Origin of the sequence: Lacibacter sp. MH-610, assembly GCF_045780045.1 — a bacterium.
In the GTDB taxonomy this organism is placed as follows: domain Bacteria; phylum Bacteroidota; class Bacteroidia; order Chitinophagales; family Chitinophagaceae; genus Lacibacter.
Map to the genome: position 1 here is coordinate 2,255,101 of NZ_CP116002.1, position 19,417 is coordinate 2,274,517.

At 41.6% G+C, this 19,417-nt stretch carries 19 protein-coding genes; 5 read left to right on the forward strand and 14 right to left on the reverse strand.

Features of this window, described 5'->3' with window-relative positions; all coding sequences use genetic code 11:
- Nucleotides 1-5: 5 nt before the first annotated feature.
- From PDL71_RS10330 to PDL71_RS10340, 3 genes are all read right to left on the reverse strand, one after another.
- Nucleotides 6-1,457 (reverse strand): amidohydrolase, encoded by a 1,452-nt coding sequence (locus PDL71_RS10330; RefSeq protein ID WP_407520659.1) that lies wholly within the window; start codon nt 1,455-1,457, stop codon nt 6-8.
- A gap of 112 nt (nt 1,458-1,569) precedes the next feature.
- Nucleotides 1,570-1,908 carry a hypothetical protein gene (locus PDL71_RS10335; protein ID WP_407520661.1) on the reverse strand — a complete coding sequence of 113 codons (339 nt, stop codon included), beginning with the start codon at nt 1,906-1,908 and terminating at the stop codon, nt 1,570-1,572.
- A 423-nt stretch (nt 1,909-2,331) separates the two neighbouring features.
- Nucleotides 2,332-3,006, reverse strand: coding sequence for a hypothetical protein (locus PDL71_RS10340; protein WP_407520663.1), 675 nt, complete (start codon nt 3,004-3,006; stop codon nt 2,332-2,334).
- Nucleotides 3,007-3,460: 454 nt separating this feature from the next.
- Between PDL71_RS10340 and lepA the strand changes: the two genes are divergently transcribed.
- From lepA to PDL71_RS10355, 3 genes are all read left to right on the forward strand, one after another.
- Entirely contained in the window at nt 3,461-5,254 is a 1,794-nt protein-coding gene (gene lepA, locus PDL71_RS10345) for a translation elongation factor 4 (RefSeq protein ID WP_407520665.1), read from the forward strand.
- A gap of 201 nt (nt 5,255-5,455) precedes the next feature.
- The gene (locus PDL71_RS10350; RefSeq protein WP_407520667.1) at nt 5,456-5,839 is read left to right on the forward strand and encodes a hypothetical protein; all 384 of its coding nucleotides are present in this window, start codon (nt 5,456-5,458) and stop codon (nt 5,837-5,839) included.
- A 78-nt stretch (nt 5,840-5,917) separates the two neighbouring features.
- Nucleotides 5,918-6,166: a hypothetical protein gene (locus PDL71_RS10355; protein WP_407520669.1), complete on the forward strand. Its 249-nt coding sequence runs from the start codon at nt 5,918-5,920 to the stop codon at nt 6,164-6,166.
- Between the two features lie 34 nt (nt 6,167-6,200).
- Here the strand turns inward: PDL71_RS10355 and PDL71_RS10360 are convergent, their stop codons facing one another.
- The 11 genes from PDL71_RS10360 to PDL71_RS10410 all read right to left on the reverse strand — a co-directional run bounded on the left by PDL71_RS10360 (nt 6,201) and on the right by PDL71_RS10410 (nt 16,050).
- Nucleotides 6,201-7,496, reverse strand: coding sequence for a bifunctional folylpolyglutamate synthase/dihydrofolate synthase (locus PDL71_RS10360; protein ID WP_407520671.1), 1,296 nt, complete (start codon nt 7,494-7,496; stop codon nt 6,201-6,203).
- 24 nt (nt 7,497-7,520) lie between these two features.
- On the reverse strand, nt 7,521-7,709 hold the full coding sequence (locus PDL71_RS10365) for a GldL-related protein (protein WP_407520673.1): 189 nt from the start codon (nt 7,707-7,709) through the stop codon (nt 7,521-7,523).
- A 7-nt stretch (nt 7,710-7,716) separates the two neighbouring features.
- Entirely contained in the window at nt 7,717-8,589 is an 873-nt protein-coding gene (locus tag PDL71_RS10370; RefSeq protein ID WP_407520675.1) for a hypothetical protein, read from the reverse strand.
- 224 nt (nt 8,590-8,813) lie between these two features.
- The gene (locus PDL71_RS10375) at nt 8,814-9,530 is read right to left on the reverse strand and encodes an SDR family NAD(P)-dependent oxidoreductase (RefSeq protein ID WP_407520677.1); all 717 of its coding nucleotides are present in this window, start codon (nt 9,528-9,530) and stop codon (nt 8,814-8,816) included.
- 43 nt (nt 9,531-9,573) lie between these two features.
- A complete protein-coding gene (locus tag PDL71_RS10380; RefSeq protein WP_407520679.1) occupies nt 9,574-10,506 on the reverse strand; it encodes a DMT family transporter in 933 nt (310 codons plus the stop codon).
- A 42-nt stretch (nt 10,507-10,548) separates the two neighbouring features.
- Nucleotides 10,549-11,730: a nitrate/nitrite transporter gene (locus PDL71_RS10385; RefSeq protein WP_407520681.1), complete on the reverse strand. Its 1,182-nt coding sequence runs from the start codon at nt 11,728-11,730 to the stop codon at nt 10,549-10,551.
- Nucleotides 11,731-11,818: 88 nt separating this feature from the next.
- The gene (locus PDL71_RS10390; RefSeq protein ID WP_407520683.1) at nt 11,819-13,114 is read right to left on the reverse strand and encodes a radical SAM protein; all 1,296 of its coding nucleotides are present in this window, start codon (nt 13,112-13,114) and stop codon (nt 11,819-11,821) included.
- Nucleotides 13,115-13,179: 65 nt separating this feature from the next.
- On the reverse strand, nt 13,180-13,779 hold the full coding sequence (locus PDL71_RS10395) for a hypothetical protein (RefSeq protein WP_407520685.1): 600 nt from the start codon (nt 13,777-13,779) through the stop codon (nt 13,180-13,182).
- A gap of 59 nt (nt 13,780-13,838) precedes the next feature.
- On the reverse strand, nt 13,839-14,303 hold the full coding sequence (locus PDL71_RS10400) for a hypothetical protein (RefSeq protein ID WP_407520687.1): 465 nt from the start codon (nt 14,301-14,303) through the stop codon (nt 13,839-13,841).
- An 81-nt stretch (nt 14,304-14,384) separates the two neighbouring features.
- A complete protein-coding gene (locus PDL71_RS10405; RefSeq protein ID WP_407520689.1) occupies nt 14,385-14,990 on the reverse strand; it encodes a hypothetical protein in 606 nt (201 codons plus the stop codon).
- A gap of 13 nt (nt 14,991-15,003) precedes the next feature.
- Nucleotides 15,004-16,050, reverse strand: coding sequence for an agmatinase family protein (locus PDL71_RS10410; protein WP_407520691.1), 1,047 nt, complete (start codon nt 16,048-16,050; stop codon nt 15,004-15,006).
- Nucleotides 16,051-16,293: 243 nt separating this feature from the next.
- Between PDL71_RS10410 and PDL71_RS10415 the strand changes: the two genes are divergently transcribed.
- Both PDL71_RS10415 and ccsA read left to right on the forward strand, forming a co-directional pair.
- On the forward strand, nt 16,294-16,695 hold the full coding sequence (locus tag PDL71_RS10415) for a cytochrome c maturation protein CcmE (protein ID WP_407520693.1): 402 nt from the start codon (nt 16,294-16,296) through the stop codon (nt 16,693-16,695).
- A gap of 14 nt (nt 16,696-16,709) precedes the next feature.
- Nucleotides 16,710-19,181 carry a cytochrome c biogenesis protein CcsA gene (ccsA, locus tag PDL71_RS10420; protein WP_407520695.1) on the forward strand — a complete coding sequence of 824 codons (2,472 nt, stop codon included), beginning with the start codon at nt 16,710-16,712 and terminating at the stop codon, nt 19,179-19,181.
- Nucleotides 19,182-19,417 lie beyond the last annotated feature (236 nt).

Sequence of the window (19,417 nt, forward strand, 5' to 3'; positions counted from 1 at the left end):
CTTCTTTAATCTCTGTAATTCAACGCCGGTTTGCGATCACCCAATAATGGTTTGTACTGATAACTACCTTTTGCTTTTTCAAATTCTTCTTTTGCTTTTGTGATCAGTTCAGGATAAAGAAATAAATCAATTGCAGTCATAGCCATTGTTTTGGCAGCTACTATCATTCCTTTAGTTCCGATTTCAGTACCGCCACAAGCTACCGCCTGCCAACTGTGAGCGGGTGTGCCGGGCACCCAGGTAGCTGTACGTAAACCTACAGTAGGTACCGCATAACTTACGTCGCCTACATCGGTACTGCCACCACCACCTTCTCTTTCTGATTTTAATGGTTTGATGATACCGGCATTTGAAACGGGTGGGGGAGTAATATCAAATGTTGCTTGTATTTTTTTGGCGAACTCCATTTCTTCCGGTGTGTACTGTACACCTCCTGTCATTTCTAAGTTTTTATACATCACTTCTGCTAATGAATGGTTGATGAGTAACTCATGCACACCTCCTATAATTTCATATTCCATTCTGGTTTCTGTACCCATGGCGGCTCCCTTGCCTGCATTAACTATGCGGTCAAAAATACTTTGAAGAACTTCTTTCCTGGGATGGCGTACAGTGTAATATACTTCTGCAAAATCAGGAACAACATTGGGGGCAAGGCCTCCCTTGGTAATAACATAGTGAATACGTGTTTCCTGCGGTACATGTTCACGCATCAAATTAATCATATTGTTCATAGCTTCTACAGCATCAAGGGATGAACGGCCACGGTCAGGCGCACCACTTGCATGGGCCGATATTCCGTAAAAACGGAACTTGGCAGAAATATTTGCCAGTGAGCTGGTGGTGGATATTAAATTTTCACTACCCGGATGCCAATGAATAGCCACATCTACTGATTTAAAAAATCCTTCTCTTACGAGATAAATTTTACCCCCGCCGCCTTCTTCTGCCGGGCAGCCGAATACTTTTATTGTTCCTGTAAGTTTTTTTTGTTCTATTAGTTGTTTAATAGCAATACCACTTGCTGCAGATGCTACGCCAAACAAATGATGCCCGCATGCATGACCCGCATTTTTGTTTCCACTGGTTTTTACAGGAGCTATCGTTTGTGATAAGCCCGGCAATGCATCAAACTCCGCTAATATTCCAATAACCGGTGAGCCGCTGCCATAAGTGGCAACAAATGCGGTAGGCATACCTGCTACGCCGCTTTCAATAGTAAAGCCATTATCTTTTAAAGTTTGCTGCAGCAGTGCACTGCTTTTTACTTCTTTATAACCCACTTCAGCATAATCCCAAATCTGTAAGGCTGCTGTTTTGTATTGATCGTAATTATTTTGAATTTGAAGTGCTGCTTCTTTTTTTAACTGGTCTGCCTTTGAAACGGCTTGCTTTTTTTGTGCAGTTGCAATAAGTGTAATGCCCATCAGGCAAAGAAGAAGGGTTATTATTCTCATGTTGATTGGTTTGAAGACATGGAAAGTTAAGAAGTAATTTCTTCGCAGCAAGGATGAAACGAATAAAGAATTACTGTCTGCCGCCCAAGAAGTAAAAAGATTAGTGCATCATTTACCAACCCAAAATATCCACAAGACCTTTAAACACCATGGCAATGCCAACAATGGTGAGAGAGTATAATACCATCATAAAGCCCTGTCCTTCGTTATAAAGCATCAGCGATATTAAAAAGCTGATGAGCATAATACCTCCACCAAGGGCACCCCAGATAAAACCGGCATCTCTTTTTTGTGCAATGGTGATACGCTTCCATTCAGAAAGAATATGGTTTACCTGTTCATCAGGCAACTGTTGTTCTTTTAAACGGGTTTCCATTTGCGAAGGCTTAATGCCCTCAGCTTTCCATTGTTTTAATTGTTGAATAAAGGGTTGTAGATGAATGGCATCCATGCAGCAGGCTTTTGGGAAAGATAAATATTTTTTGAATGATTTTTTACTTCAAGTAGCAAGAACAATTTTGACCTCAGTTTTGAAATTGTTAGATGCTCTTATTCAGATAAAAGGAAACCTAAGCAATCTTTTTTCCGGTTTTTAACTGGCGCAGGTCTCCCGACCTGTGCCTCAAGGTCACTTTTCCTAGTGTATTTAAATGTTTGTTTTTTATTATGAGCTTTCAATAAAATTCAATTTTCTAACATAATATGAAGGGTTAAGGTAGCATTCGTTATTGAGTATTGGTAATAATCAGATTGCTTGATCTTGTAAAGCCTGCTTAAAAATTTTTGGGAAGAAGTAACGGATGGCATCAGGTCGGGAGACCTGCGCCAGAGTGACATAACGCCAAGCCGCATGTTGTAAGCAGCCTTTACTCTGTCAACTAAGCAAAGTTGCAATTGTTGAAGCAAGTTTACTCTTATTGTTGATGTTACTATAAGTTCTTTTGTAGCCTATGATGTTTGCTTCAATTTCTTCCACATAAACATACTCTACATCTTCCTTCATTTTAATCCCTTCTTGGAAAAGGTCAGTCACGTTTGCATAAGCTTCTACACCTTCACATATAATCAGTTCTGGTTCCATTGTTTCAATTAGCCTCTTCGTCCATTTTCGTGCATTCACTATAAGTTGTTCCCCTAAGTCATCTTTGGATTGTCTCCCTAAAAAATCAGTTATCTTAAAAATGTCCTTTCCACTTGTTGTCGCTAAATAATAGTAGTTTGTTTTAACCGAATTATAAAGCGCTTCCGATTTGCAAGCCATTTCGAAGACTTTTTTCGTTTCGTCAGCAAGAGTGTAGTTATAATGCAAATATTCCAATTCACCCTTGTCACAATGCTCGCAATCATATACTCCTTCCTCTCCGTTACCAGGATTAATACCTATAAATAGAACTTTAGGTTTATAAAGTAACGGGCTATAGAAAACTTTGTAACCTTTCAAAAGATTGGAAAGAATAGGATTTTCTTTTACTGCTGTGACTGCTGTCAAATGTAAATTTTCAATTTCAGACTTTAATTCTTCATAAGCGGTTTCGCAGTTCTCTTGCATAGTTTGAGGTTTAAGAAGGTTGCTTACGACACGTGTATTTATGTTATTACACGCAGCACTAATTTAAAAAACGTTTTTGAAAATCAATCTGTTAATGTTCAACATTATGTACTTGCCTGCCGGCAAAGACAGGTTGTTGTTAGTACAATACGTTTCACATAATTCCATAACCTTCATTTTTAAATTTAATTGACTGTTGTTTGAGCTAATTAATTTTTAAGTGAGCTAAACTTCCCGGCAAGTAGAGCTTTGCCCAATAGAATTACCAAACGTAGAAGTGTGCGACGCAACAGGTGATGCCCATAGCTGCAACAGCCCGGTTCAACAAACCCGCCTTTTAAAAAAAAGAACATAATTTTTCTTTGTTAACACCCGCCAACAGGGTTGGAAACCGCTGTCGGGGGCTGCCCCTTTTCCACTATCTTTGCCGCCTCAAAAACTGAGGAACAGTTCAATGAAGAATATCAGGAATTTTTGCATTATCGCCCATATTGACCACGGAAAAAGTACCCTGGCCGACCGTTTGTTACAAACCACCAATACCATCAGTGACCGTGATATGATGGACCAGGTGCTGGATGATATGGACCTGGAACGGGAAAAAGGCATTACCATTAAAAGTCATGCCATCCAGATCAACTATAAAGCCAAAGACGGACAGGAATATGTACTCAACCTCATTGATACACCCGGTCATGTGGATTTCAGCTATGAAGTGAGCCGTGCACTGGCTGCCTGTGAAGGGGCTTTGCTGCTGGTTGATGCGGCGCAGGGCATACAGGCACAAACCATCAGCAATCTGTATTTAGCCATTGATAACGATCTGGAGATCATCCCCGTTATCAACAAGATTGATATGGATGGGGCCATGATTGAAGAGGTGAAAGACCAGATTGTGGACTTGATCGGCTGTAAGCCGGAAGAGATTTTGCTGGCCAGCGGACGTGCCGGTATTGGTATTGAAGAAATTCTGGAAGCGATTGTGGCACGCATTCCGGCACCGAAAGGTTTGCCAGATGCGCCACTACAGGCGTTGATCTTTGACAGTGTGTTCAATAGTTTTCGTGGGGTGATTGTGTACTTCCGGATTTTAAACGGAAAGATTAAAAAAGGAGAGAAGATCAAATTTGTAAGTACCGGTGAGGAATATGATGCCACGGAGATCGGTATTTTAAAACTGAAGATGACGGAAAAGAATGAAGTGAGTTGCGGTGATGTGGGTTATCTTATTACCGGCATCAAAAATGCCAAGGAAGTAAAAGTGGGTGATACCATTACGAATGCATTAGTACCCACAACAGAACCCATCCGTGGTTTCCAGGAAGTAAAGCCGATGGTGTTTGCCGGCATCTTCCCGGTGGTGACAGAAGATTTTGAAGAGCTCCGTGATTGTATGGATAAACTGCAGCTCAATGATGCATCGCTCACTTTTGAGCTGGAAACATCACAGGCGCTGGGCTTTGGTTTCCGTTGCGGCTTTTTAGGATTGCTGCACATGGAAATTATACAGGAACGTTTGGAACGGGAGTACAATCAAACGGTGATTACTACCGTACCCAACGTAAGTTTTATTGCTTATAGCACCCGTGGCGAAAAGATTATAGTAAATAATCCGGCCGAAATGCCGGAACCAACGGCCATGGATCGTATTGAAGAACCGTTTATTAAAGCACAGATCATTACCAAGCCGGATTATATCGGTAACATCATGACTTTGTGTTTGGGCAAACGGGGTATTCTAATCAACCAGAGTTATCTCACACAAACACGAGTGGAACTGATTTTTGAAATGCCGTTAACGGAGATTGTATTTGATTTTTACGATAAACTGAAATCACAAACCCGTGGCTATGCATCGTTTGATTATCATCCCATCGGTTACCGTGAAGCAGATATTGTGAAGATGGATATTTTATTGAACAGTGAAAAAGTGGATGCATTGAGTGCATTGATCCACCGCAGCCGTGCACATGATTTCGGTAGAAAGCTTTGTGAAAAACTGAAAGAGTTACTGCCCCGTCAGCAGTTCCAGATTGCTATACAGGCAGCCATAGGCGCCAAGATTGTTGCGAGGGAGAACATCAGTGCCATGCGTAAAGATGTAACCGCCAAGTGTTATGGTGGTGACATCAGCCGTAAACGTAAACTTCTCGAAAAACAGAAAGAAGGTAAGAAGCGGATGCGCCAGATTGGTAGTGTAGAAGTACCGCAGGAAGCTTTTTTAGCAGTTTTGAAGTTGGATGATTAGTAGCTAAGAGGTGAAGGAGAAAAAGAGGGAAGGAGAAAATACATATTGGTCGGTACGGCCCTTAGGCCGTCAGACCTTGATAGATAAAAGCATTGAGTGCAAGCTTGATGCTTTTTTGTTTTATAAATATTGCTTCACAATGGCAGGTGGTAAGTTTTTTTGTCATTATAAATTCAGTTAACTTCCATCAAAGAATTTTTTATGACTGACTTTATGCTCAACAAAGAACCTGACCTGGTGATTACCGCCCGTTTTATTGAAAAAGGTGAAGACAAGCCATTAAGCGGTGATGAATTCACTGTTCGGCTGTACGACCGTGATATTGCGGATGATGATTTTTTAGGTGAAAGCAGGCTGGATGCAGGGGGGCATATACGAATAGCCTTTGCACATGACTCCTTTGTAAATGATGATGCGTTCAGAGAAACAAGACCTGACTTTTATTTTATCATACTTAAAAACGGAACGCCTGTTTATACCACTAAAGTTTTAGAAGAATTGAGCCTGGAAGATATTCAACAGTTCAGGATGGGAGAGGGTGAAGTGGTGGATTTAGGAAGTTTTTTGGTGGATGTGAGGGGTTAGGAGTAGCTAAGAGATTGAAAGAGAAAAGGAAAGAAGCCGTCTGGCGCCCTCGTCTGACGGCGTTTCATTAATTTAATTATGAAGTATAAGCTTACACCACTTAATCTTTTTTGTTGTCTTCTGCTTGGTGTTGAATTATTATTCTTTTTATTTCCTGAAATATTAGCAGATGAGACTTATGGCTATCAGCATGTATACCTTATCCCTGTAATATTGATTGGCTTTGTCATTGATTATTTTTTTCAAAGATTAATAAAAAGGTATCTATGGATATTTTTAGCAGAGATTCTATTAATCATCATTCTTATTTGGGGCAATAAGGCATAACAAAAATTCATTGGAATCCCGTCAGACGAGGGCGTCAGACGGGGCGTGCTACTTCTCCCACTAAAAACACACTGCCGCAAACTAATATCAAATCATCAGCCGATGCACATTGTTTAGCTTTAGCCAATGCATCATTTACATTCAAATATGTTTCGCCTTTGAGATTAAATGCATTTGCTTTCTCCTGAAGTATTACGTCATCCAATGCTCTCGATATCTGTGCTTTGGTAAAATAATACACCGCATCTTTTGGTAATAGTGCTAACACTTTCTCAATCTCTTTATCTTTTACCATGCCGATGACGATGTGCAACTGTTGAAAGCTGCATAACTGCAGTTGTTTTACAATCTGTTTGATGCCATCTTCATTATGGCCCACATCCAGTACAACGGTTGGATGTTGTTGGAGCACTTCCCAGCGGCCATGCAAACCGTTGATGCGTTTTGTTTGAAGTAAAGCAGTTGAAATATCTTCATTGCGAATCTTCCATCCGCTTTTCTGCAACTGCTCCACAGCAGTAAGAACAGTGCAGAGATTTTTAGTTTGGTACAAGCCCGCTAAATCCAGTTCATAACTCAGCGGCTTGCCTGTTGTGTTATTTTTTACAATCACCTGCAGTTGGTTGTTCACCATCAACACTTCTTCCGTTGTAAAATGATCGTTGGCGAATAAGAGAGTTGCCTCTTGCTCTTTTGCTTTCTGCAGAAATACATTTTCTGTCTCAGGTATGGTTTCGCCAATCACTGCCGGAATCTGTTGTTTAATAATGCCTGCTTTTTCAAAAGCAATTTTATCCAAACTATCGCCCAGTAAATTCATATGATCCCAGCCGATGTTGGTGATGATGCTCAACTCCGGTGTAATGATATTGGTACTGTCTAACCGTCCGCCCAGCCCGGTTTCAATCACAGCAACATCAACCTGCAGCTCTGCAAAGTATTCAAAGGCCATGGCAACGGTGATTTCAAAAAACGAAGGTTCCAGTTGTTCTATGTGCGGCTGAATGCGTTGGGTGAAGTCAATTACAAACGCTTCACTCACCATTTCACCATTTACTTTTATCCGTTCCCTGAAATCGTGCAGGTGCGGTGAAGTGTATAAACCTGTTTTATAACCGGCGGTTTGTAAAACAGCAGCCAGCATGTGGCTCACACTTCCTTTACCGTTGGTACCAGCAATATGAATGCTTTTGAATTTTGTGTGCGGATTGCCCAATGCTTCACATAAAGCAATGGTATTGTGCAGATCTTTCTTAATAGCTGCTGCACCAATGCGGCTGAACATGGGCAACCGGGTAAAGAGATAGTCAATCGTTTGTTGATAGGTCATCCTTGCGCAAAGATAGGAGGGGAATCAGCGCTTTCCTTTCACCAATAAATAAATAGCAGCTACAACACCAACACCTTTCACCAGCATGCCGGCAGTCAATAAACCATCAGCATAAGCCATATGCATGATCTTCATCCATGCACCAAAAATGGATACAAGAATACCAACTAAAAATAAAAGAATCGGAAGCTTAAACTGTTTGATGATTTCCATGAATCGATTAGTTGGTTACATTAAATACAAACTGAACGGTAACGGTTGATTCATGATCAGCTTTATTAAACTGCATGCTTTTTAAATAATTAGAAATTGCATTAGCATAATCTCTGCCCTGTGTAGTAGAACCCGGACCAAAACCCACAAAGGAACCTTTACCTTCAGGCGTAACTTTTACAATGGCGTTGATAGTAGCACGGTCCAGTTCACCGGAGAAAAAATAATAATTATTTGTAATTCGTCTGTCGCCTCTTGTTACTCTGGGACCGCTCTTGCCGCCACCACCGTTTCCGTTGTAATTATCACTGGTGGCACTGCCATTAGGTTTGCCCTGGTCACCTTTGCCGCCTGCAATCCCTTGGTTTTTGCTGTCGTTATAGGTATCACTGTTATTGCCGCCGGTACCTGTGCCGCCACCATATACTGCTTTTGGTTTAGGAGGTGCAGGAGTTGGATTAATAACGGTTGTATTACTTGGCTTCTTCGTTGTTACTGGTGGGTTGGTAGTGGCAACCTTTGCCGGTGTAGTTGGCTTTTTTTCCGGCTTGTTAATTTCCGGTGCATCCGCTTCTTCACGAGTGCTGGTTTCTTTTTCAGGTTCGTCCACTGCCTGGGCAATTTGTTGTTGAGGTGGTGCTGTTTGTTCTTCTACAGCGGGAGCCGGTTCATCAGGTACCAAAGGTTGTACATCACCAAAACCAATATCGCTGTTGCCTAAGTTTACTTCAATACCTTCTTCATCCACAATGGAGTCGTTTTTAATGGTGGCCGCCATGGGAATTACAAATAAGATGAGCAAAATCAATCCATGTACAACCGTTGTAATCACTGCTGCTTTTGGATTATTGCTCCTGTCTTCCTGTGCGTATTGTTGCATGCTGTAAACTTGGTTCATCGAAATTAACTCTTTTACCAATAACGATGTAAAATCGTGCCCCATTGCACAACGCATACCCTGTTTTAAGAAGTTCTTAAGATTTTTTTACACGCCGTAGCTGTAACGAAAATATGTTGGGGACGATCTGTGTGCCAACGAGGGGTCCCTATTGCGGCGCTCCATTCAAAGTCCCGTTTTCATGGCATCATTTTCAACAGTACTGCTTACCCCATCTTTTTATAAAAGGTATACGGCATTTGTTTCATCATCCAGGCTACCAATGCCCAACGTTTGGTAACATATACTTTCCGTTTTCTTTTTTCCAATGCGTGGAAGATTTGATCTACTGCTTTGTCTAACTCGGCTACCCAAAACAATCCTTCACCCTTGGCCATTTTTGTTTTTACAAAACCGGGTTGAATATCTGTTACTGCAATTGTCAACTTCATCCGTTCTGCTTTCATGGCTAATCCTTCCATATACGTGCTCATGTACGCTTTACTGGCGCTGTAAGATGGTGCCCAACTGTTACCTCTTGTGGAAGCTACTGAGGAAGTGGCGGCAATATGCCCATGTCCCTGTGTTACAAAATAGTTGAATGCATGAACAGTCAGTTCAACAAAACCATTCACATTGGTTTGCGTAGTGGAGATTTCCAAACCGGCGTTGAGTTCTTTACTGATGTCGCCCATGCCGCTGTTGTACACAAAAACATCCATACCACCCATCTGTTGTATCAAAGCATTTAAATGGGTTGTGTTGTTCGTTCCTGTTACATCAAAACATTCAATGAACACCTGTTGGGGATATTGCTGCTGCAGTTCTTGCAGTAATTCTTTTCTGCGGCCGGTAATACCTACTGTATGTCCTGCTTTGAGATAACGTAAGGCCAGTTCTTTTCCTATGCCGGAAGTAGCGCCAATGATGATAACTTTTTTCATTCGATTAATTTGAACAACATGTGTTGCTCTTTCTTCGTAAAAGTTACACGGTTTTTGCGGTTGCTTTGTTAAAAAGCAATTGAAGATTATCAACAGTTAAACCGGCAACAATTAAAACAAAGCTGATGATGTGGAGATACGTAATTTGTTCACTCAATAAGATCACTGCTTCAATACTGCTGAAGATGGGAATTAAATTTCCAAACAAGGCTGTGCGGCCGGCACCTAATTCTTTAATGCTTCTGTTCCAGAACAGGAATGAAATAACAGAAGTACCCAGGCCCAAATACAAAACAGAACCTGCAATTTTCCAGCTCCATTGAACAGGGGTTACAAAAAAAGATTCAATGATATAGGCCGGAAGCAGCAGGGCAGTTCCTATGGCAAAAACAAAAAACAAAAAACCGGTGGCAGAAATGGTAGAAGGTCGTTTGCGTGCAAAAATATTATAACAGGCAAAGCTGAATGCTGCCAGCAAAATCCAGACATCACCTTTGGTGAATTGCAGATGCAGCAGGTTGTTAAAACTTCCTTTGCTCAGCAAAAACAAAATACCGGCAATGCATAACAACATTCCAATGATGCGGCGCAGGTTGATGTGTTCTTTTAAAAAGTAATGCGCCAGCAGTATGGACATGATGGGTGAAGAGGTGGTACCGATCAATGCCATGTTGATAGCGGTTGAACTATGCCCGGCTACATACACAAACGTGTTAAACAGACTGATGCCGGTTAAGGAAGTCCAGAAAAAATAGGCTTTATGTTCTTTTACCACCTGCCAGGCAGGTTGAATATGTTGCCATGCAAAAGGTAATAAGAGAACCACCGCTGTTGCCCACCGGTAAAATGAAAGCGCTACCGGTGCAATTTCTGTATTCACTGCTCTTGAAATAATAAAATTACCGCTCCAGATGATGGTGGCTGCTACTGCCAGTAAAATACCAAGCGTAACGTTTGGATGGCCGGTTGGTTTCATGCGTCAAATATAGATTCTATTCCCTTGCCACTTGCTATGGCATTAAGCGAATGCTTTTTCACGGAGCAATGGTTTTAATTTCCATAAACCGATCAATGGGCCGGGTGCAAGGAATAAAAACACCCAGGGCGCATGATGGGTTTGTTCATACAGAAACGTAATGGTATAAATAGCTGCAACCGTGATGGAAAAGCCAATGCAGGTAACAATGGTGAGTGCTGCTCCCTTGTTTTCAGCAACCGCTGTTTGTGCCACTATGGAAGAAAACTGTGGCGAATCGGCCACTACGGTGAAGCCCCATACAAAAAGAAATATCAAAAACAAAGCTGTGTTCCATTCAAAACTGAATACAGAAAGCAGGCAACAGCACAACGAGCAACACATAGCAACAAAAGCCACTTTCGCACTGCCGAAATATTTGGTTAAGTAACCACCGGCAATACATCCTGCCATGCCTGTTGCAATAATGAGAAATGACCATAATGGAATGTTTAAAACAAAAGCGTGTTTCTGTACATAATAGGTAAGGAGCAAAGGCACAAATGCCCAGAACGCATACAATTCCCACATATGACCAAAATAACCAAAAGAGGCAGCCCTGAAGCCGGCACGCTGAAAACTTTCTTTGAATGCTTTAACTGAATAATGTACACCTGTTTTTGAAAACGGACCTCGTGGTACAAAGAACAACATCAAAGCACCACCAAGACTTGCAAAACAGGAAGTGAAAATCAATACTGTTTTCCAATTGTATTCCCAGCCGGATTGTTTGAGTAAATGTGGAAAGGCAGTGCCCAGCACCAATGCCCCAACTAAATAGCCCAATGCTTTTCCCAATCCTTTTTCATACCATTCAGCGGCAATCTTCATTCCTACCGGGTAAATGCCTGCTAAAAAGAAACCTACTGCAAACCTTGATGCAATCAGCAAAAAGTAATGCTGTTGCGGCAATAAGATGAGCAGGTTAGCTGCTGCTGCTATTAATGATGAAAAAAAGAAAACCTTTGAAGGTGGAAAGCGATCAGCAATGGCACAAACAGCATACAAAAACGTACCGCTAATAAAACCTATCAATACTGAAGATGTAACGGTAGCTAATGCGGCTTTGTCAAGAAGAAAAACTTTTGAGAGTTCCGGCAGGATAGCATTGCCGCTGAACCATAATGAAGTTCCTGCAAACTGCGACAGTACAATCAACGGTAATATGTAAAACGGTCTTTGCATCAATAAAAAAGCAACTTACAAATTGCAGGTTGCTTTATAGGAAATTATTTGATATTGGTCTGACGGCCCTGGGCCGTGCCGACCAGGGTTAATGTGCAAAATCCACCTCATAGTTTCCTTTGATCCGTTCAATAGGCGGATTGAAATAGCCAAACTTCAAATCAGGAAATTCTTCTCTTATTAAATCCATCACTTGTTGAATACCCAGCAGTTCACCTGTTTCAGTAATGCCCAGTTTGCCCAGGTACCAATCAGGATCAATATTGAAATTGCGCCATTGAATCATTTTTAATCCGGTGTCTTTAATCATCTGCCGCAGCGCTTCGTATTCTTCAACGGTATCCGTTACACCCGGAAATACAAAATAGTTGATGCTCGTCCAGCCGTCATAACTGTTCACCACTTTCAAGCTTTCAATAATATCTTCAAATTGGTAGTTGTTGGGCCGGTAATAAGGTTCATAAATCTGCTTTCGCACACTGTTGGTGCTGACACGAATAGAATTCAATCCCACTTCACACAAGGCTTTTACCGCTTTGGGCATGGAGCCATTGGTGTTAATGTTGATGCTTCCTTTGGTTGTATGCTTCCTGATTTCGATGATGGCTTCACGAATGGTTTCCCACATCAACAATGGTTCACCCTCACAACCTTGGCCGAAAGATATAATAGGATAGGGCGCTGTTTCTAAATGCGGAACGGTGAACTCAACAATTTCTTCAGCAGTGGGTTTAAAGGTTAACCTGTCCTGCGGACTTACTATGCTTTCTTCCGGAGGTTGAAAGGATATACATCCCAGGCAATTGGCATTGCAGGCAGGTGACACAGGTACCGGGCATTCCCAACGGCTCATGGCGAAATTCCTGGCAGCCGGACAATTATAAGTTTGGCAGCAATTCTCCATCAAGTGTCTCACCAAACGATTGTCAGGATAAGCTTTCATTAATCGTTCGGCTCCGCTTTCAATTACTTCTTCATCATAACCGGCACATTCCTGGCGGATGTCAGCCTCTACCCGTACGGCAGTTACATAGAATTGATCATTGTACCATCCCGCAGCAGTGTAACAGAATAATGGCAATGTTTCAGCATCGGGCTCGCTTTCAAAAGCAGCTACATACAAACAGGTATGTGCAGGCGGAACAAACGCAGCCACAGCCCAGCCTTTTTCACACAAGCGCATTTCACCGGTTTTTACATCAATGCCAATGGCTTTGCGTTGGGGAAGTTCATACAGGTTGCCACCATCCGGCAATTCAATCCAATCATTTAGATCCACAGGCATGGCATCCCATCCCGCACGACCGATGGCGTATAAAGAAGTGTCTTCAAAAATATTTCCGTTTCCGTCGGAGTAGAGTAAGTAAGGAGATTGTGAAATCATTCGCTTCAAGCTTTTGGCTACTGGCTGCACGCAAAAGCATTCAATTTGAAGCTAATGGCTTGCAACTAAGAGCCTGTATTCAAATAATAGCTGCAAAAATCGTGAATTTGTTCCAGTTCGCTCAAAGCAATTCCTTTTTCAAACTCAAAATGATAAGTTTTCTTTTTGAATGTGGTAATAGTAATGGAATGCGGCAAGGCTTTTATGGAAACAATATCCACCCAATCAATGTATTTATCATTTGGAAACGATGAGATGGTTACACCTAAATGATGTACATCCACCCGTTCCCGGCTGATGAGTTTGTTTTCACAATGAAATACATAAGCGTACAAACCGGCTGCCACTATTGAAAAACCGCTGATGAGATAATCATGGTTTAACAGGGTAAGAATGGCAATGCCTGAAAAAACAACCGCTTCAATAAGCCGGAACCAGGCATTGATGCGTGTACTTTCTTCAGCAAACCGTTTCATAAAGGCAATGGCCAGTACATCCGCTGCTATTACTGCTTCGCAAAAGGCAGTAATGCGGTTGTCAGCTATAAATTCATAATAAGCAGCGGTTAAGAACAACAAGCCGGCAATAAAGTGCAAAAGCGGACTGATTTTCTTGAGATGAACAGCTTGCGGATGAACGATAGAAACTGAAAGAGGAGCAGCCATAGCAGTTGATTTCCTGCTTAGATGCTGCTCCTCAAAAATTCCATACGGAACTCAAAAATTTATGGCCTGCATTTGCTGATCAGGGAAGTAAATGCCAGGGTGAGGTTTTCAATCAAATCCCCATAGTCAGCTTCCCGTTTGTCTTTCCGTTTAAAAAAAGCTACATCAAGACCTGCGTTTTTATTATTCTTCTCCTTGATAGTGATGTCTTTACGGAAGGAAAGAAAAAAGTTTTCTTTACCGGTAGCTACAATAGATACAGAAGTGCCAAAGCTGGCTTTTGATAAATCAATTTTATACCATTTAATATCTGCGTCTGCTTTTTCCCCGATGCGTAACTGGTTAGGTTCTGCGGCATCATAAGAAACACGGTAATCAATACCCATAAAGTTTCCGTAGGTTTCAATGCTTTCTTTGATGTAATCAATGAGTTCTTCCTTGGATTTGCTTTGAATGTTTGATTGGGCAAAAGTTGTTACTGCACTCAGCAGGAGCATCGTAACAGAAAGTAAGATGTGTTGCATGTTTTGAAAAAGAATGTTGTTCGCATGTTAAACAACAGCTTGCTCATAAGGTTCGCCTGTTCAAAAATATAGCTGCACTGTTTACGATTGTGTAAAGTGTTGTCTGCAAAAGGCATTCATTTCATCCATTTCCAGTTCACTCAGTATGATATTGGTTTCATATTGAATGAATTGGTTCTTTAAAGTGTTGATGGAGATATAATCGTTTTTGATGAGCATATTGTCAATATCACTCCAGGCAATAAAACGATCATTGGGAGTATTGGGGGTGTAAATGCCTTTCTCGTCCAGCTTAACGGCAGGGCTTGAAAAAATTTTCCGTTCTGTAATAAGCAATAAGAAAAGACCGGCTGCTGCTAACAACTGCATAAAGCTCATCATCGTTAAATTCATCACACTGAAAAAATACCAGGCGGCATACAAAAAGGCAAAGGCCTGAATAACCCGTAAAATGCTGTTAACCCTGCTGTGATCTTTTGTAATCCTGCTTCCGAAAAATGCAAACAGTACAGAAAGTAAAGCAACAGCTATCTGAATTACTACAAATAAAAGATCGGGATTGGGCTGGTTAAAATTGCCCCAGGCATTGGCAATCATTAAAAAACCTGCCAGGAAATGAATTAAACGGGCTGCTTTTTTCTGGCGGAGAAAGGGTTCAAAGTAAACAGGTATGCTGTAAGTTGTCATCCGGGCAAAGGTACTACATGGGATTATCAGCCAGTAATAAATTGCTGAGCTTGTACAGAACCCTGGCGCCTACATTTTCATCCCATTCATTAGTGCTGATGCCTACTTCATTCAGATCAAAACCAATAAACTTTCGGCCGCTCTTAATCAGAGCACGGAAAAGGTAAAACGCCTGCTCACTTTCCAAACCGCCCATAACAGGTGTACCGGTATTAGGACAAAGCTTGGGATCAAGTCCGTCAATATCAAAACTGATAAACACTTTTTCAGGAAGATGTGCAATGATTTCATCGGCAATCTGTTTCCAGCTTTGCCCTTCGTACTGGCGTTCTTTTAAATTACGGTCAAAATAAGAGATAACACGGCCCTTGCTTTCGCTCATATACCTGAACTCGTTTTCACCATAATCCCTGATGCCCACCTGTACCAGCTTATGTACCTGCGGTACTTCATTTAAGGTGTTATACATAATGGATGCATGGGAATATTTAAACCCTTCATAAGCCTGGCGAAGATCAAAATGGGCATCAATCTGCAGAATCCCGAAATCGCCGTGTTTTTCTGCAATGGCTTTATAATAGCCAAGCGGTGTACTGTGGTCTCCGCCAATTAATCCAACCAGTTTATTCTGATTCAGCAGGTCTCTTGTTTGCTCATATACCCAATTATTCAAAAACTCACTTCCCTGGTTTACTTCCTTGAGTGCTTTGCACATGAACTTGTTGTCTTCTACATTCTCTCCCTGAGCGATGTAATTAATGTAGAGTTCCGCTTCTTTGCGCAGGTAATCACTTTTCAAAAGGATTTTCTTATCCACTTCCCGCATATAAATACCTTGTTTCCACACATGATCTGTATCATTATCAAAAAGCTCCACCTGTAAACTGGCTCTCATCATATGCTCGGGTGCACGGGCTGTTCCTGCTTTATAACTAACTGTAACTTCCCATGGTACGGGGAGGAGAACAAGGCGGGCTTCTTCTTCTTCAAAAGGCAGACCGAAGATGTTGTTATTAGGGTTACCGGCGCCATCCTGGTCAAAAAGGGATAAGTCTGTCATATCAAGTGCTTTTTTCAAAAGCGGGGCAAAGTTAGGGTGGAACTGAGCACTTATGCAAAAATGTTACGGAAGTTTTGCACAAAGCCTCACCCGGTTCTCAATTGATGAAATTATAAAACATTACAGCACAGCTAAAACAGAATAAAGCGTTAAAAGCCGGTTCCCGTACATGTATTTAAACCCCAATAAAAAATATTGCGGTTTGTTTTTAAATTACCTTTGCGGCCTGAAATATTCTTATTCATGAAGATTACTCATATCATCCTTCTCATTGTCATTGCTGCGGGTATTGCCATTCTGGCCACTTCCATCACCGATGCTTCTACTTATGACAGTATTGCTTCGGCTAAAGCAAAACCCGGCAAGTATGTACACCTGATTGGTAAGTTAGATACTGCTAATGGTCAAAAAATTGTGTACGATGCGTTAACGAATCCGAACTACCTGAGTTTTCATCTTGTAGATTCGCTGGGCGGCAGCACCAAAGTGGTGTACATGAAAGGCAAACCACCAACTGATATGGAGCGCAGCGAACGTATGGTGCTGAAAGGTAAAATGACCGACAGCGCTTTTGTTTGCGATGATATCTTAATCAAATGCCCCAGCAAATACACTGAAGAAAAAGCACAGATCAGCAGTAAATAAAATTCTACGAACACATGCCGAGTTATACAGGTGAGCAATTGTTGCCCGGACAAGCGGGTCATTTTTTAGCCGTTCTTTCGTTGGTTGCATCTTTACTGGCAACCCTTTCTTTTTATAAAGCCACTGTTGCCAAAGATGCCCTGCAGCAACAAAGCTGGAAACTGATTGCACGCATTTCGTTTCTTACAGAAATCATTTCTGTCGTTGGCATTTTTGTTTGTCTCTACTATCTTATTTCCAACCATCGTTTTGAATATGCTTATAGCTGGAAGCACAGCAATCTTGCCCTGCCCATGCAATATATTTTAAGTTGTTTCTGGGAAGGACAGGAAGGAAGTTTCCTGTTATGGAGTTTCTGGCATTGTGTTTTAGGTGGTATTATCATGTGGAGAGAGAAGGAGTGGGAGGCACCGGTTATGACCACCATCAGCTTTATGCAGTTTGCATTAGCCACAATGGTGATTGGTATTTACTTCTTTGATTTGAAAGTGGGCAGCAGTCCGTTTGTATTGATGCGGAATGAGGATATGCTGAGTGCAGCACAGTTCCCTATCGGATTTAATCCTAATGGAACATTGAAAGAAGATTACTTAAGTTTCATTCGTGATGGTAAAGGTTTGAATCCTTTGCTGCAGAACTACTGGATGGTGATTCATCCTCCCGTTTTGTTTTTAGGTTTTGCAAGCACCATTGTTCCCTTTGCTTTTGTGATTGCAGCGTTGTGGAAACGGGATTATAAGAACTGGTTGGCACCTGCAAGGCCATGGGCTTTGTTCGCTGCCGGCATTTTAGGATTAGGTATTATGATGGGCGCTGCCTGGGCTTACGAAAGTTTAACCTTTGGCGGTTACTGGGCATGGGATCCTGTAGAGAATGCATCGTTGGTTCCCTGGTTGGTATTAATCTGCGCCATCCATACCATGATTGCGTATAAACACACCGGACATTCATTAAGAGCAACCTTCTTATTTTATATCCTTCAGTTTTTGTTGATCATCTATTCAACCTTTTTAACCCGCAGCGGTATTTTGGGTGATACGAGTGTGCATGCGTTTACTGATCTTGGAATGAATGCACAGTTGTTAACGTTCCTGTTGATCTTTGTAATTCCTTCACTCGGTTTATTTTTATGGCGTTATAAAGAGCTGCCTACCGTACAAAAAGAAGAACACATCAGCAGCCGTGAGTTTTGGTTGTTTGTTGGTTCGTTGCTGTTCTTTATTTCAGCGTTGTACATTATTGGTAAAACATCGCTGCCTGTTATCAATAAAATTTTCGGAACCAAATATGCACCTGCGGCTGATATTGAATATTCCTATAACAAAGTATTGATCCTTTTCACCTTTGTTATTGCGATATTAACAGCGATCACTCAATATTTAAAATACAAACAAACACCCGGCAGCAGTTTTTGGAAAAGTATTTTGTGGGCCACAATTCTTTCACTGGCAGTGTCACTCGCTATCAGCATTTTTGGAGAGATCAATTATAACAAATACGGTATCGGCTTTTTAGGCGCTATTCATGCTACCATTTTTGCTGCAGTATACGCAGCCGTGGCTAATTTCATGTACATCTTTACCGGTATTAAAGGCAAGTTCATCAAAGCCGGCGCTTCTTTATCGCATTTTGGTTTTGGTTTGGTATTGCTGGGTATACTGATCTCATCTTCCAAAAAAGAAATCATCAGCTGGAACCGCAGCGGCATCATGGTAAACTTTGGTGAAGAAAGCAAAGAAAATCCTGCTGAGAACTTAACGCTGGTGAAAGGGGTGGCTACTGACATGGGCAAGTATATGGTAACTTATCTCGGAGATAGCACAGCGCCATTGGATCCCAAACAATATTTCAAAGTTCGTTTTGAGTACAAGGATAAAAAAGACGGGTTCACCTTATATCCTGATGCGTTTGTGAATTACCAGGGCAATGGTCAGCTCATGGCCAATCCTGACAGTAAGCATTATCTGCACAAAGATGTATTTACGTACATCACTTCCATGCCCGATCCTGAAAAGAATAAAGACACAGCCCAGTTCAAAGAGAAAAAAGTAAAACCCGGCGATACCATCTGGTACAGCAAAGGCTTTATGATTTTAGATGGAGTGAACAGGGAACGGACACGTACCAATATTGCAACCGAACCCGGTGATTCAGTATTTACGGCCAACCTGAGTGTGTATGCGCTTGACAGCAGTAGATACAAAGCAGAGCCTGTGCTCATTATCCGTAACAACAATCTGATTCCTGTAACAGACACTGTGATTTCTCAAAGCCTGGAAATGGGTTTTGTAGGAGCTGATGCAGATGGTGTAAAACTGGCGGTGAAAGAAAGCAATGCCATTCTTCAGTACATTACATTGAAGGCCTATCAATTCCCCGCCATTAATGTGTTGTGGCTGGGTATTCTTATTACGGTGTTTGGATTTATGCTAGCGATGGTGAATCATATACAGAAGAACAGGAAGGCGGCGAAAGCAGGTTTGTAGTTGATGGTTTGTTGTTGCATGGGCTGATGTATTACATGGCAACGGTTTTGCGTCACATGGTACATGACGTCTTTAGCGTGACACTTGTACACCAGTTTTTTATGGCAGCTGATTTTTAAATCTCCTTCACAGGTGTCTGACGTTTGCAACGTCCTGACACCGAAGCCATCCTTCTTTTAGCAAATCCTTCACAAGCAGCCTTGGTTACCTTCTGTTTGTCTATTGTATCAATCAGC

Bases quoted from the DNA above. Each gene is read 5' to 3' on its own strand.
- PDL71_RS10330 (WP_407520659.1), bottom strand. From the start codon at position 1,457: ATGAGAATAATAACCCTTCTTCTTTGCCTGATGGGCATTACACTTATT.
- PDL71_RS10335 (WP_407520661.1), bottom strand. From the start codon at position 1,908: ATGGATGCCATTCATCTACAACCCTTTATTCAACAATTAAAACAATGG.
- PDL71_RS10340 (WP_407520663.1), bottom strand. From the start codon at position 3,006: ATGCAAGAGAACTGCGAAACCGCTTATGAAGAATTAAAGTCTGAAATT.
- lepA (WP_407520665.1), top strand. From the start codon at position 3,461: ATGAAGAATATCAGGAATTTTTGCATTATCGCCCATATTGACCACGGA.
- PDL71_RS10350 (WP_407520667.1), top strand. From the start codon at position 5,456: ATGACTGACTTTATGCTCAACAAAGAACCTGACCTGGTGATTACCGCC.
- PDL71_RS10355 (WP_407520669.1), top strand. From the start codon at position 5,918: ATGAAGTATAAGCTTACACCACTTAATCTTTTTTGTTGTCTTCTGCTT.
- PDL71_RS10360 (WP_407520671.1), bottom strand. From the start codon at position 7,496: ATGACCTATCAACAAACGATTGACTATCTCTTTACCCGGTTGCCCATG.
- PDL71_RS10365 (WP_407520673.1), bottom strand. From the start codon at position 7,709: ATGGAAATCATCAAACAGTTTAAGCTTCCGATTCTTTTATTTTTAGTT.
- PDL71_RS10370 (WP_407520675.1), bottom strand. From the start codon at position 8,589: ATGCAACAATACGCACAGGAAGACAGGAGCAATAATCCAAAAGCAGCA.
- PDL71_RS10375 (WP_407520677.1), bottom strand. From the start codon at position 9,530: ATGAAAAAAGTTATCATCATTGGCGCTACTTCCGGCATAGGAAAAGAA.
- PDL71_RS10380 (WP_407520679.1), bottom strand. From the start codon at position 10,506: ATGAAACCAACCGGCCATCCAAACGTTACGCTTGGTATTTTACTGGCA.
- PDL71_RS10385 (WP_407520681.1), bottom strand. From the start codon at position 11,730: ATGCAAAGACCGTTTTACATATTACCGTTGATTGTACTGTCGCAGTTT.
- PDL71_RS10390 (WP_407520683.1), bottom strand. From the start codon at position 13,114: ATGATTTCACAATCTCCTTACTTACTCTACTCCGACGGAAACGGAAAT.
- PDL71_RS10395 (WP_407520685.1), bottom strand. From the start codon at position 13,779: ATGGCTGCTCCTCTTTCAGTTTCTATCGTTCATCCGCAAGCTGTTCAT.
- PDL71_RS10400 (WP_407520687.1), bottom strand. From the start codon at position 14,303: ATGCAACACATCTTACTTTCTGTTACGATGCTCCTGCTGAGTGCAGTA.
- PDL71_RS10405 (WP_407520689.1), bottom strand. From the start codon at position 14,990: ATGACAACTTACAGCATACCTGTTTACTTTGAACCCTTTCTCCGCCAG.
- PDL71_RS10410 (WP_407520691.1), bottom strand. From the start codon at position 16,050: ATGACAGACTTATCCCTTTTTGACCAGGATGGCGCCGGTAACCCTAAT.
- PDL71_RS10415 (WP_407520693.1), top strand. From the start codon at position 16,294: ATGAAGATTACTCATATCATCCTTCTCATTGTCATTGCTGCGGGTATT.
- ccsA (WP_407520695.1), top strand. From the start codon at position 16,710: ATGCCGAGTTATACAGGTGAGCAATTGTTGCCCGGACAAGCGGGTCAT.